This is a genomic window from uncultured Roseibium sp. (assembly GCF_947496995.1).
GTDB lineage: Bacteria > Pseudomonadota > Alphaproteobacteria > Rhizobiales > Stappiaceae > Roseibium.
The window spans coordinates 613,681-626,470 of record NZ_CANMFD010000002.1; the positions used below are offsets into that span (position 1 = coordinate 613,681).

Below are 12,790 nucleotides of genomic sequence, written 5' to 3' on the forward strand. Positions count from 1 at the left end.
CGGCTGCCCGGCAGACCGGAAGCAGCCAGATCAGGAAAACCGTCCGATGAACGCTCCAATCACGCCCCCCGCCTATCATCACAGCGCCCTCTTCCCGCAGGGCGAGGACAAGACGCCTTACCGGAAGCTCACCTCGGATTACGTCAAAACCGCGGAATTCAACGGCGAAGAGGTTCTGATGGTGGAGCCAGAAGGCCTGCGCCTGCTGGCGGAAGAAGCCTTCAAGGACATCAACCACTATCTGCGACCGGGCCACCTGGAACAGCTTCGGAAAATCCTCGATGATCCGGAAGCGACCGAGAACGACAAGTTTGTCGCCTTCGATCTGCTGAAGAACGCCAATATCGCCTCGCATGGCGTCTTGCCGATGTGTCAGGACACCGGCACCGCGATCATCATGGGCAAGAAGGGGCGCCGGGTCTGGACCGACGGCACGGACGAAGCCGCGCTCGGCGAAGGCTCCAGAGACGCCTATTTCAAGAAAAACCTGCGCTATTCCCAGCTCGCTCCGATTTCCATGTTCGAGGAAAAGAACACGAGCAGCAACATGCCCGCACAGATCGAGCTCTATGCGGACGGCGATGATGCCTACAAGTTCCTGTTCATGGCAAAGGGTGGCGGCTCGGCCAACAAGACCTTCCTGTTCCAGGGCACACCGTCGCTGCTCACTCATGACCGCATGATCGAGTTTCTGAAAGAAAAGATCCTGACCCTCGGCACGGCTGCCTGCCCGCCGTATCATCTGGCGATTGTCATCGGCGGTACGTCCGCGGAAATGAACCTCAAGACGGCCAAGCTTGCATCGGCGCGGTATCTGGACGGTCTGCCCGCCCAGGGCTCCGAGCTCGGCCATGCGTTCCGCGACCACGAGATGGAAGAAGAGATCCTCAAGCTCACACAGGCAACGGGTGTCGGCGCCCAGTTCGGCGGCAAGTATTTCTGCCACGACGTGCGTGTCATCCGTCTGCCGCGCCACGGTGCGTCGCTGCCGATCGGACTGGCCGTCTCCTGCTCGGCGGACCGCCAGGCCGTCGGCAAGATCACCCGTGACGGGGTGTTTCTGGAACAGCTCGAGATGCATCCGGAAAAATATCTGCCGGAAGTCACCGACGACCACCTGTCGGACAACGTCGTCAAGATCGATCTGACCCGGCCGATGTCGGAAATCCTCGGCGAACTGTCCAGACATCCCATCAAGACCCGCCTGTCGCTGACCGGGCCGCTGATCGTGGCCCGCGATCTGGCGCATTCCAAACTGCGTGATCGTCTGGAAGCCGGTGAACCGCTGCCCGAGTATTTCAAGAACCACCCGATTTACTATGCCGGTCCCGCCAAGACCCCGGAAGGCATGCCCTCTGGCTCCTTCGGGCCGACCACGGCCGGGAGGATGGACGCCTACGTCGACCAGTTCCAGGCTGCCGGCGGCTCCATGGTGATGCTGGCCAAGGGCAACCGCTCCGCCCAGGTCCGTCGCGCCTGCCAGGCCCATGGCGGTTTCTACCTCGGCTCCATCGGCGGACCTGCGGCACGCCTTGCCCAGGACTGCATCAAGAAGGTGGAAGTGGTCGAGTTCGAGGAACTCGGCATGGAAGCCATCTGGAAGATCGAGGTCGAGGATTTTCCCGCCTTCATCGTGATCGACGACAAGGGCAACGACTTCTTCAAGGAATTGAACCTGGGCTGACGCGAAGGATTGCATCCGGTGCAGAGGTTGCGCGCGACCCTGTGCAACTCCTGCCCGGCTCGGGTCAGTCGGACAGGCTACGGCCTCTGCTTTACGTTACGGCTGATTCTCAAACATCGCTCAGGCAGACAGTAAAATCGCAAGTTACGACAACCGGGGCGGGATCTGCCGGACCAAACGCGCCTAACGCGCGAGAATCGTTGCAATTACAGCACATTCACGCCTGCTTTCTGGCGCTCACATCAACGTGAGATTTCTTTTTTGACCTTTTTGCGCCATGATTATTAACTGTGCGGCAAGGTAAATTTTTTAATGTCACCTTCTGTAGACAGCATCATTCAGGCGTGGGCCGGTGCTTATGGGGGATTAATATGAATAGACTTTTATTTGTTATGGTCGCGGTGATTGCCGGCGCATTTGCGCTGACGGCACAGGCAGCACCGCGTTACGGCTTTTTCGATCACAGCACGAATACCTGGGTTACCCCGAAATACCATCCGGGCGGCCCTTCACCGATCAAGCGCAAGCGTGTCAAATATGACGGTCCCTACAAGCCGGGCACCATCGTGATCGACACCTCCGAGCGCCGGCTCTATCACGTGCTGCCGGGCGGCAAGGCGATGAAATACGGCGTCGGCGTTGGCAAGGACGGTTTCCAGTGGGCCGGTACGCACAACATTACGCGCAAGGCTGAGTGGCCGGGCTGGACACCGCCGCCGCAGATGCGCGTGCGCGAACGTCGCAAGGGCCGCATTCTGCCGGCACATATGCCGGGTGGTCCGAACAACCCGATGGGGGCGCGTGCGCTCTATATCGGCTCGACGCTTTACCGTATCCATGGAACGACCGAGCCGTGGACGATCGGATCGGCTGTATCTTCCGGCTGCATCCGTCTTGCCAATGAAGACGTGATCCACCTTTACAACAACGTCAAGGTCGGTTCGCGGGTCATCGTCAAGCGCTGAGCGGGCGTACACCAACATTTCAGAAAAGCCGGGCTGCGAAGCCCGGCTTTTTTATTGCCGAAACCGCTCAGGCAGAATTTCAGTTGCCCCGGCTCAGGCCTTTTTCCTCGAGTTCCTGAAGGTAGCCGCCCCAGTGCTTGTCGCGCTCCTGTCCGAGTTCGAGCAGATAGGCCCAGGTGAATATTCCCGAGTGATGCATGTCGTCGAAATGGATCCGGACCGCATAGTTGCCCACCGGCTCGATCTTCATGATCCCGACATTGCGTTTGCCCGGAACCGTCCGCTTCTGCGAAGGACCGTGTCCCTGGACTTCCGCCGAAGGCGAGCAGACACGCAGATATTCAGCCGCCAGTTCATGCCGCTCACCGGTGTCGAACGCCACCGTGAGCGTCTTTCTGTCCGCTGAAACACGCAGTTCCGTCGGCCAGGGGGCGGTTTTGTCGGTCATGATCGGGTCCTTTGTGATCCGGCGGAGCGCCTTGAAACGTGTCGCGTTGAATTGAAACCATGAAGCCGCTTAAACGCACCACGCTACAGAATGCCTCACCACGCTCCGCCTCTGCCGTCAAGACGCGTTTTGTCCCGCCTCCTTCACGGCCTCATACCCCTTGAGCGCCGCCTGGCGAGCGCTGGCATGATCTACAAGCGGATGCGGATAGGTCTTGCCGAGCGTGACCCCTGCCCGCTCAAGAGCGTCCGGGGAAGCGTCAAACGGCGCAAAGAGATCAGCGTTGCCAAGCTTTTCCAGTTCGGGAACCCAACGACGGACATAGATCCCGTCCGGGTCGAATTTCTGTCCCTGGGTGATCGGGTTGAAGATCCGGAAATAGGGCGCGGCGTCCGCGCCTGAGCCTGCTACCCACTGCCAGCTTGCGGAATTGCTGGCAAGGTCGGCATCCACCAGCGTATCCCGAAACCAGGCCTCACCATGGCGCCAGTCAAGGCGAAGATGCTTGATGAGAAAACTCGCCGCGACCATGCGCACCCTGTTGTGCATGTAGCCGGTCTGCCAGAGCTCACGCATGCCCGCGTCGACGATCGGATAACCGGTCCGCCCCTCCTGCCAGCGCCTCAGATCGTCGCCTGCCTCCCGCCAGGGGTAGGCATCGAAGACGGGTCGCCAGTTTTCACTGGGCAGGTGCGGGAAATGATAGAGCAGGTGATAGGAGAATTCGCGCCAGGCAAGTTCGGAGAGAAACTTCATCCCGTCATCCGCGGGCGCGCCCTCTTCGTTCATTTGCCGCCGGGTTTCGTGCCAGACCGAGCGCGGGGAGATATCCCCAAAATGAAGATGCGGGGACAGCCGCGATGTTTTTGGTCTGTCGGGGCGGTTGCGCAGTTCGCCATAACCGTCGAGGCCGTCTTTCAGAAAGGATTTCAGCCGCTCTTCAGCACCTTCCTCCCCCGGTTGCCACAGGTCATCCCAGCCGGCAGCCCAGTTCGGGGCATGCGGCAGGAGCTCGAAGTCGTCCAACGTCTCGCCCTCATCGAACGCCAGGAATTCAATCTTTTCGGGAGCCGGAAGCGGCGGATCGATCTCGCGTTGCCGCGCCGTTTTCCAGAAGGGGGAATAAACCTTGAAAGGCCCGCCCGCCTTGGTTTCAAGCTCCCAGGGCTCATAAAGCAGCGACGCCTTGAAGCTTTTCACGTCATAGCCGTCGTCCTTCAGGGCACTCTTGATATCCCGGTCCCGGTCAATCGCATGCGGCTCGTAGCAGCGGTTCCAGTGAACCGCGTCGACACCTGCCTGCCTGGCAAGTTGCGGAATGAGGTGCCTTGCATTGCCGCGCATGAACACCAGTCCAGGCAATTTCCGTTTCAGCGCGGCGAGACTGTGATGCAGCCACCAGCGGCTGGCGCCGCCGAGCGGGTGGTCCTCTCCGGTCTGATCCGGGTCTTCAAGTATGAAAACGGGAAGAACCGGCCCCTTTTTCGCCGCCTCAAAGAGCGCCGGGTTATCGATGGTGCGCAGGTCCTTCCGGAACCAGACAAGTGTGGTCATGCTGCCTCTTTATGTGTTCTGTGAAAGACATACGCCGCAGGCAGCGAGCGGATCAATTCAAGTTCGGGAAACATCTCCCGATACACGCGCTTTCCAGGCATCCGGATTTGACAGCGGTAAACCGATAAGTTTACCTGTAAGCTGAACCGGAGAGCCTTGGTCCGGATTTATTTGATATTTCCGGCCACGCCATCATATGATCGATGAAACGGCGCGTTTGAGGGAGAGCAAAACGTGAAGGACGGTGAGATTGCGAGGCCGGTGGAAACCGGCGGACACGGCGCCTTCGGTCCGATGATCGATCCGTTCGGACGTGCCGTGACCTATCTGCGCGTCTCCGTGACCGATCGCTGCGATTTCCGCTGTGTCTACTGCATGGCGGAGGACATGACGTTCCTGCCCAAGCGCGAGGTCCTGAGCCTTGAAGAGCTGGACCGGCTGTGCACCGCCTTCATTGAAAAGGGCGTGCGCAAGCTGCGCCTGACCGGCGGAGAACCGCTGGTGCGCAAGGGCATCATGAACCTGATCCGTGGCCTTGGGCGCCACCTGGACAGCGGCGCTCTCGAAGAATTGACCCTCACCACCAACGGCTCGCAGCTTTCCCGTTTTGCCGGAGAGCTTTACGACTGCGGCGTTCGCAGGATCAACGTTTCCGTCGATACGCTCGATCCGCAGAAGTTCAAGGCCGTCACCCGCTGGGGCGATCTCGGCAAGGTCATGGACGGGATCCGGGCGGCGACAGAGGCGGGTTTGAAGATCAAGATCAACATGGTCGCGCTCAAGGATGTCAACGAGCATGAAATCGTAGCCATGCTGAAATGGTGCCACGATCATGGCCATGATCTCACCCTTATCGAGACCATGCCGCTCGGCGAAATCGACGGCGACCGGACCGACCAGTATCTGCCGTTGTCAACCGTCCGCGCGCGGCTGGCCGAAACGTTCACGCTGACGGACATCCCCTACAAGACCGGCGGCCCCGCACGCTATGTCACGGTCGAGGAAACCGGCGGGCGGCTCGGCTTCATCACGCCGATGACCCATAATTTCTGCGAGAGCTGCAACCGGGTGCGCGTCACCTGCACCGGCCAGCTTTATATGTGTCTCGGCCAGGACGATATGGCCGATTTGCGCGACCCGCTTCGGGCTTCGGAAGGAAACGACCTTTTGAACGCGGCGATCGACGAAGCCATCGGTCGCAAGCCCAAGGGTCATGATTTCATCATCGACCGCACCGGCCGGCAGCCCGCGGTATCGCGCCACATGAGCGTGACCGGCGGCTGAATGGCCGGATCGGCTGGGCGCTGACACTCCTGAAAATCGACGACAGTTGTCATTCCGCCGGCACGAAGCCCTGGCGGGCAGTAATTGCACGAATGGACAGGGCAGCAGCCAGACTGAGGCTGCATCCCAGCGCCATGATCAGGATCATGCCCCAGGCGGTCCCCGCCATGAAGCTGTGCGCATACAGCCACGCAACGAGCGACCCGGCGATGGCCCCTGTTCCGACCTGAAGCGACGCCGTCAATCCGGCTGCGGACCCGGTGAGTTCCGGACGGACGCTGATCGCGCCCGCCAGCGCACTGGGCAAGCAGACCCCATTGCCGAGCCCAAGCAGGAACATCGGCAGGAAAAGGCCCGGCGGCGTGAGGGCGCCAAACGCAGTAATCCCGGCAACAAGCGCAACTGAAAGCGCGGCTATAATCGTGCCGGTGAGTACCATCGGAAAGATGCCGACCCGTTCGGCAAACTTCCCGGACAGGAAATTCCCGGCCATGTAGCCGATGGCCACGACCATGAAATATATTCCCATTTCCGCAGCGCTCAGGGACAGAAGTTCGGAGGCTATGTAAGGCGCTCCGCCGAGATAGGCGAAATAGGTCAGCGCATTGAAGGCCGCCGTCAGTCCATAGCTCCAGTAAAGCGGCTCGCGGAAAATGATCCCGTACGATCGTATAACCTGACGCGCGCCGACCGCCGTTCGCTCCTTGTGGGTCTCGGGCAGCGAGAAGATGCTCACACCAAGGACACCCACTCCGAAGATCAGCATCAGCACGAACCCGCCCTGCCAACCGTAAAACTGGTCAAGGACACCGCCGACGGCAGGCGCGATGGTCGGCATGATGGCCATGCCCATGGTTACGAAGCCGATCATGCTGGCGGCCTGCCGGGGGCCGTAGATATCCCTGACGATAGCCCTTCCCAGCACCATTCCGGCGCAACTGCCCGCAGCCTGTATGACGCGGGCTGCAATCAGTGCCTCGATTGTCGGGGCGAGCAGGCACAGGACGCTGCCGATCACGAACAAGACCATCCCGATGATGATGATCGGCCTGCGACCGAACTGGTCGGACAAGGGGCCCCAGAACAGCTGTGAGATGGCCACGGCAATAAAAAATGCCGACATCGAAAGCTGTATTTCTCCGGCGGTCGCGGAAAATACGATCATCATCCCCGCGAGCGACGGCAGATAAATCTGCATGGCCAGAGGGGTGACGGCGGTGATTGCAATCAAAGTTGCCAGAGAGGGCTTTTCTTCAGCCCCACCAGTCGGGGACGGTCGGGTACTCATGCCCGGAAGGAACCTTTATTTGTATTTTTAAGGCACCGGAGTGCAGCCAGTGGTCGGGCGAACATAAGCCCTCTGCGTGATCTGGCCGTGAAAAACCGTAATTATCTCAATGGCTCATGCGGTCAGGCGAGAAAAAAATAAATTCAACTTTCCCGTATTCGGAAACAGCGAGTGGGCGCTCCCGACAAGTCACGTAACGGAATCAGCGTGATGCCGCCGCGTTTTTCCAACACGCAGGTTTTCGAGGCAGTCAGGACACACGTCTGCACATCACCCCAGAACAGGGTTTGACCGGGACTCATGCGGCAGGTGAAAACCGGCGCGGCCCTGTTTCCACCTGCCGTGAGGCTGGATGCAACCCTGTGTTTAATCGAAGACGATCTGCGGAGCAGCCCGGTCCGGCGTGGCCGCGGCTTGTTCGATCGCCTCGTATACCTTCGCGCCGATATCCCTGTAGACCGCGGCGACCGCGCTTTGCGGATCGGAAACGACGACAGGCGTGCCGGCGTCGGACGTTTCGCGGATCTTCATGGTCAGCGGGATTTCACCCAGGAACGGTACATCGAGCCTTTCGGCTTCCGCGCGCGCGCCGCCATGGCCGAAGATGTCATGCCGTCCGCGGCAATCCGGGCAGAGAAAATAACTCATGTTCTCGATGATCCCGAGAACAGGCACATCGACACGCTTGAACATGTTCAGACCCTTGCGGGCGTCTATCAGGGCAAGATCCTGGGGCGTCGAAACGATCACCGCGCCGGCAAGCGGAACCTGCTGGGCCATGGTCAGCTGGGCATCGCCCGTGCCCGGAGGCATATCCACCACGAGCACGTCCAGTTCTCCCCAGGCGACTTCCCGCAACATCTGCGTCAGGGCGGAAATGACCATCGGCCCGCGCCAGATCATCGGCGTTTCTTCCTCCACGAGGAAGCCCATGGACATGACCTTGACGCCGTAGTTTTCCAGCGGCTTCATCAGTCTGCCGGAGACCTGTTCGGGACGGCCCGACACCTTGAACAGACGCGGGACGGACGGACCGTAGATGTCGGCGTCCAGTACACCGACCGTCTGGCCGTTTGCCGCCATTGCCAGCGCGAGATTCGCGGTGGTTGTCGATTTGCCCACGCCACCCTTGCCCGAGGCGACGGCGATGATATGGCGTATCCCCGGAACACCGGGTTTGGCCGGGGCTTTTTCCTCCCGGGCCGGTTGAGGCCGCGCGGGACGCGGAGCCGGTGTCTGAGCGGGAGCAGAGGCGTTTCCAGAAGTCTTTCCGGGAGCCCGTTCCGCGGTCAACGCCACCATCGCGTTTTCCACGCCATCGACTTCTTTGACGACTTTTTCCGCCGCCTGCCGCAAAGGTTCCAGTTCATGCGCCCGTTCCGCCGGGACGGTTATGGAAAACGCCACGCGGCCATCGGAAACGAACACATCCGAAACCAGGCCCAGGGAAACGATATCGCCCTCGAGATCGGGTCCCTTGATCTGTGCGAGGCGTTCAAGGACTGCGGTTTTTATGCTGTCGCTCATATTTCATCCCGTTGAATTCACCGGCTTGCGCGGACAAGCCCCCTGATCCGGTTTCCCGGCATATACCGTCATAGCCATTCATACGATCTGTCAAAAGGCAGCAGGCGAACGCGTTTCTGCCGCCCGGTTCGGACAGGCCGCCATTTCAATCACATTGTCACGGATTGATACAGGGACAATGTTTGTCTTGCGCGCCGCTTTTCGCCGGTTACTTTTATACACCAAGCCCATCCTCCGGCGGCGCCGGGAATTTTCCCTGACAAGGACATCCGCATGCCCACATGCCTTATCACCGCAACAAACCGCGGGATCGGATTTGAGCTGGCGCGCGCGGCGCTTAAAAGCGGCTGGACGGTGTTCGGGTCCGTCCGCTCCTCAGAGGCGGCCCGGGAGGCGGCCGGCAAACTCGGCGCGGGCTACACGCCGCTGATCTTCGATGTCAGGGACCACAAAGCCGTCGCGTCGGCGGCAGCCGAACTGACCGGAAGTCTGGATCTGCTGATCAACAATGCCGGGGTGATCGGGCCGTCGCGCCAGACCCCGACCGACATGGATTTTGACGGGTTTGCCGAAACGCTTGCCGTCAACACGCTTGCGCCGCTTGCGGTGTCACAGGCCTTTCTTCCCCATCTGAGATTGTCCGATGCAGGCAAAATCCTGACAATATCGAGCCAGATGGCCTGGATGGGCTACCGCAAGCCCGACACTCTTGCCTATCGGGCCTCGAAAGCGGCGGTGAACAAGGTCATGCAGGGACTTGCCACCGTGCTTGAACCGGAAGACATACCTGTAGCGCTGATCGACCCGGGCTGGGTGCAGACCGACATGGGCGGTCCGTCCGCAGACACGGCTCCGGCCGACGTCGCTGCCGGCGTGATGAAGATTGCCGAAACCCTGAGCCTTTCCGGCACGGGCAAATTCTTCAAGTGGACGGGTGAAGAGCGCCCCTTCTAAAGCCTTTTGCATTTGATGTAAGCATATCCAGTCGAGATGATTACCGTTGGAGAAACCTCATGAGCTGGCCTCTTCCCGTCACCCTGACCGGAACCTATGCGACCCTCGCGCCGCTCTCCAGGGAGCACGGCCCCGATCTGGCGGAAGCCGCTGCAGAGGACGATCTGTGGAAGACCTGGTACACATCCATTCCCAAACCGAGCGCGGTTCCGGCGGAAATCGACCGCCGTCTCGATCTTCAGGAAAAGGGCTCCATGCTCCCCTTCGCGGTGCTGACCCCGAACGGCAAGGCCGTCGGCATGACGACCTACATGAACATCGACCCGGTGCATAAACGCGTGGAGATCGGTTCCACCTGGTACCGCAAGGCGGTTCAGCGCACGCGCCTGAACACCGAATGCAAACGCATGCTGCTGGCCCATGCCTTTGAAGGCCTCGATTGCATTGCGGTCGAATTCCGCACGCATTTCATGAACCGTCAGAGCCGCGCGGCAATCGAACGGCTGGGGGCGAAACTCGACGGAGTGCTGCGCTCGCATCAGCGCACCGCCGACGGGGCGCTGAGGGATACCGCCGTATATTCGATTCTCCCGCACGAATGGCCGGCCGTGAAAGCCGGGCTGGATTTCAGGCTGGTAGAAACCCGCTAAGGGGGGCCAGACTGCTGAAAAACCCTCGGCCTCGTCCTTCCAGACAAGTGCGGCAACGCTGCGCGCAGATCTGGAATCCAGCGCGTATGAGCGAGCGAGAGCGAGCACCACACCCAAATAAGTGATTGGAATTATAAATCCAAGGCGCGCCTACGGCGCAGAATATGTCTGGATTCCAGATCGGCGCTCGACTGACGTCTCACTTGTCGGGAATGACGAATTGAGGGTTTGTCAGCAGTCTGAAACCCGCTAAGCGGGTTCCTGGGCCTGCAAAGAGTATTCGTAGTTTTGCACAGGTTTATTTTGCTGAAAGCAGGACGATAAAGCACAGGTTTTCCAAGATTCAAGAAGCATCCGTGTACCTTTGAGGGAAATGCTTCCAAATTGATTTTAATTTTAAGCAAATGTGAGGGATTGGCGCGCAGGCTGGATACATCGGCTCAAGGATGGACACGCCATGGAACTCTACCGCGCCTGCTACCGAAGCAAGATCAGATGGGACAAGATGCGTTTGCCCCTGCCTGACGAGATCGACAAGACGCTGTTGCGCATCCGCCGCATCAACCGGAAGGCCGGGGTCACCGGCGCTCTCCTGCTTGTCGACCAGCACATCATCCAGGTTCTGGAAGGCCGGCCGGGCCAGGTGCTCGACACGGTCTATTGCGTCATGAACGATACGCGTCTTCACGCGATCGAGGGCATCGTTCATGAACCGGCCGATTTCAGACTGTTTCCGAATTCGCTGATGTTCTTCCGCGACCTGACCGACGGTATCGCCGCCTCGCAGCACGCCGTGCTGCGTCCGCTTCTGGATCATCCCGGCGACGTGACCCGCGATGAAGCCTATCTGGCGTTCGGTCATTTCGCCACGGAACTGATGGAAGGCCGCCTGACCAACGACATGCTGATGATCTGACAAGGGTCGGACGCAAGCCGGTTCGGGAATGACCCGGCAACAATAAAGTTGCGGGAAAAGATCCGATTGATCCGATTTCCCGGTTTGAATACCTGTTCCGTTTGCCGACAACGCGGATATTGTGTGCCCGTTTTCAAAGGATGCACACATGTCATTTCGGCCACCTGCCATCCAGTCTCTGTCAGCCGGTCTGCTTGCCGCCATCGTCGGCTTTGCGAGTTCCTTCGCCATCGTGATCCAGGGACTGGCAGCCTCCGGGGCAAATGCGGCGGAAGCGACCAGCGGGCTGATGGCGCTGTCCATATCGATGGGGCTTTGCGCCATCGTTGCCTCCCTTTACACACGCATTCCCGTCAGCATTGCATGGTCCACGCCGGGAGCTGCTCTTCTGGCGTCCGCGGGCGCACCTGAGGGCGGTTTCGCTGCCGCCGTTGGCGCCTTTATCGTCTGCGCCGTGCTGATCGTGCTTGCCGGACTTATCCGCCCGTTCGGCAGAGCAGTAGCCGCCATCCCGGCGCCGCTTGCCAACGCCATGCTGGCCGGTGTCCTGTTCGGACTGTGTCTCGCCCCGGTGCGGGCCGTCGCGGAACTGCCGGTGAGCGGCCTTGCGATCATCGCGACATGGGCCATCGCCTTCCGGTTCGCCCGGCTTTACGCCGTGCCGCTGGCAATGATCATGACCTTCGCGATAGCCCTTTATATCAGCGGTCCCATCGACCTTTCATCGGCCGAATTGATCAGTTTACCGATCCTGATCACGCCGGTGTTTTCAATCGAATCGATGATCAGCATCGCCCTGCCGCTCTTCATCGTCACCATGGCGTCGCAGAACATCCCCGGGATCGCGGTTCTGAGAGCTTATGGCTACCAGCCGAACAGCGGTTCGCTTTTCACCCTGTCCGGCGTTTTCAGCCTCCTGTCCGCTCCCTTTGGCGGACATGCAGTCAATCTGGCCGCGATCACGGCGGCCATGTGCGCCGGAGACGACGCGCACAAGGACCCCGGCCAGCGCTACTGGGCGGCTGCGGCGGCAGGAGCGGTCTATATCCTGTTCGGCCTCTTCGCAGGGCTGGTAATGACCTTTGTCGCCGCCACACCTTCAATCCTCATCGAGGCGGTTGCGGGCCTTGCCCTGTTGAGCGCCTTTGCCTTTTCCATCGGAGAGGCCACAAAAGCGGCAGGAACACGGGACAGCGCGATCATCACCTTCGCCGTCACTGCCTCCGGCGTCAGTTTTTTCGGTGTCTCGGGAGCCTTCTGGGGTCTTCTTGCCGGAGGCGCGTTCATGGCGCTGACGAAGGCCCGTTCGGACACCTGACGCCTTGCCTTCGGGCAATGGACCCTGCAGGAAGGATTTGCGATCAAACGGTTCAGTTCGAATGCAAATCACTCTAGGGTACGGACCCATAAAATTGTACTTTCAGGCATCAATCCGACAAAGTAGAGCAAGGAAAAGCCTGAAGAGCCATGCTGGTGCATGGGGCAAAGGCTTTGACGCGGCGCTTCGCAGCCGGATTGAT

The 12,790-nt window shown here is 60.0% G+C and carries 11 protein-coding genes; 7 read left to right on the top strand and 4 right to left on the bottom strand.

Annotation, left to right across the window (positions count from 1 at the left end; all coding sequences use genetic code 11):
• Positions 1-46 precede the first annotated feature (46 nt).
• Together Q1B40_RS11355 and Q1B40_RS11360 are read left to right on the top strand one after the other, a co-directional pair.
• Positions 47-1,684, top strand: coding sequence for a fumarate hydratase (locus Q1B40_RS11355; protein WP_299814036.1), 1,638 nt, complete (start codon positions 47-49; stop codon positions 1,682-1,684).
• A gap of 371 nt (positions 1,685-2,055) precedes the next feature.
• The gene (locus Q1B40_RS11360) at positions 2,056-2,649 is read left to right on the top strand and encodes a L,D-transpeptidase (protein ID WP_299814039.1); all 594 of its coding nucleotides are present in this window, start codon (positions 2,056-2,058) and stop codon (positions 2,647-2,649) included.
• 79 nt (positions 2,650-2,728) lie between these two features.
• On the opposite strand, the gene Q1B40_RS11365 is transcribed toward Q1B40_RS11360, so the two are convergent.
• Both Q1B40_RS11365 and Q1B40_RS11370 read right to left on the bottom strand, forming a co-directional pair.
• Positions 2,729-3,097 (bottom strand): DUF971 domain-containing protein, encoded by a 369-nt coding sequence (locus tag Q1B40_RS11365; RefSeq protein ID WP_299814042.1) that lies wholly within the window; start codon positions 3,095-3,097, stop codon positions 2,729-2,731.
• Between the two features lie 117 nt (positions 3,098-3,214).
• Positions 3,215-4,651 carry a deoxyribodipyrimidine photo-lyase gene (locus Q1B40_RS11370; protein WP_299814045.1) on the bottom strand — a complete coding sequence of 479 codons (1,437 nt, stop codon included), beginning with the start codon at positions 4,649-4,651 and terminating at the stop codon, positions 3,215-3,217.
• A gap of 294 nt (positions 4,652-4,945) precedes the next feature.
• Here Q1B40_RS11370 and moaA point away from each other — a divergent pair, with 294 nt between their 5' ends.
• Entirely contained in the window at positions 4,946-5,935 is a 990-nt protein-coding gene (gene moaA, locus Q1B40_RS11375; RefSeq protein ID WP_299814908.1) for a GTP 3',8-cyclase MoaA, read from the top strand.
• 49 nt (positions 5,936-5,984) lie between these two features.
• Here the strand turns inward: moaA and Q1B40_RS11380 are convergent, their stop codons facing one another.
• The gene (locus tag Q1B40_RS11380; protein WP_299814048.1) at positions 5,985-7,223 is read right to left on the bottom strand and encodes a multidrug effflux MFS transporter; all 1,239 of its coding nucleotides are present in this window, start codon (positions 7,221-7,223) and stop codon (positions 5,985-5,987) included.
• A 366-nt stretch (positions 7,224-7,589) separates the two neighbouring features.
• Complete coding sequence (locus Q1B40_RS11385) at positions 7,590-8,750, bottom strand: Mrp/NBP35 family ATP-binding protein (RefSeq protein ID WP_299814051.1); 1,161 nt, start codon at positions 8,748-8,750, stop codon at positions 7,590-7,592.
• A 273-nt stretch (positions 8,751-9,023) separates the two neighbouring features.
• Here Q1B40_RS11385 and Q1B40_RS11390 point away from each other — a divergent pair, with 273 nt between their 5' ends.
• From Q1B40_RS11390 to Q1B40_RS11405, 4 genes are all read left to right on the top strand, one after another.
• The gene (locus Q1B40_RS11390) at positions 9,024-9,704 is read left to right on the top strand and encodes an SDR family NAD(P)-dependent oxidoreductase (protein ID WP_299814054.1); all 681 of its coding nucleotides are present in this window, start codon (positions 9,024-9,026) and stop codon (positions 9,702-9,704) included.
• Positions 9,705-9,763: 59 nt separating this feature from the next.
• The gene (locus tag Q1B40_RS11395) at positions 9,764-10,354 is read left to right on the top strand and encodes a GNAT family protein (protein ID WP_299814057.1); all 591 of its coding nucleotides are present in this window, start codon (positions 9,764-9,766) and stop codon (positions 10,352-10,354) included.
• 457 nt (positions 10,355-10,811) lie between these two features.
• Entirely contained in the window at positions 10,812-11,270 is a 459-nt protein-coding gene (locus Q1B40_RS11400) for a BLUF domain-containing protein (protein WP_299814060.1), read from the top strand.
• A gap of 148 nt (positions 11,271-11,418) precedes the next feature.
• Positions 11,419-12,588, top strand: a complete 1,170-nt coding sequence (locus tag Q1B40_RS11405) for a benzoate/H(+) symporter BenE family transporter (RefSeq protein WP_299814063.1) — start codon at positions 11,419-11,421, stop codon at positions 12,586-12,588.
• Positions 12,589-12,790 lie beyond the last annotated feature (202 nt).

Coding starts and splice junctions, on each gene's coding strand:
- Q1B40_RS11405 (WP_299814063.1), top strand. CDS start 11,419: ATGTCATTTCGGCCACCTGCCATCCAGTCTCTGTCAGCCGGTCTGCTT.
- Q1B40_RS11390 (WP_299814054.1), top strand. CDS start 9,024: ATGCCCACATGCCTTATCACCGCAACAAACCGCGGGATCGGATTTGAG.
- Q1B40_RS11395 (WP_299814057.1), top strand. CDS start 9,764: ATGAGCTGGCCTCTTCCCGTCACCCTGACCGGAACCTATGCGACCCTC.
- moaA (WP_299814908.1), top strand. CDS start 4,946: ATGATCGATCCGTTCGGACGTGCCGTGACCTATCTGCGCGTCTCCGTG.
- Q1B40_RS11370 (WP_299814045.1), bottom strand. CDS start 4,651: ATGACCACACTTGTCTGGTTCCGGAAGGACCTGCGCACCATCGATAAC.
- Q1B40_RS11380 (WP_299814048.1), bottom strand. CDS start 7,223: ATGAGTACCCGACCGTCCCCGACTGGTGGGGCTGAAGAAAAGCCCTCT.
- Q1B40_RS11355 (WP_299814036.1), top strand. CDS start 47: ATGAACGCTCCAATCACGCCCCCCGCCTATCATCACAGCGCCCTCTTC.
- Q1B40_RS11400 (WP_299814060.1), top strand. CDS start 10,812: ATGGAACTCTACCGCGCCTGCTACCGAAGCAAGATCAGATGGGACAAG.
- Q1B40_RS11365 (WP_299814042.1), bottom strand. CDS start 3,097: ATGACCGACAAAACCGCCCCCTGGCCGACGGAACTGCGTGTTTCAGCG.
- Q1B40_RS11385 (WP_299814051.1), bottom strand. CDS start 8,750: ATGAGCGACAGCATAAAAACCGCAGTCCTTGAACGCCTCGCACAGATC.
- Q1B40_RS11360 (WP_299814039.1), top strand. CDS start 2,056: ATGAATAGACTTTTATTTGTTATGGTCGCGGTGATTGCCGGCGCATTT.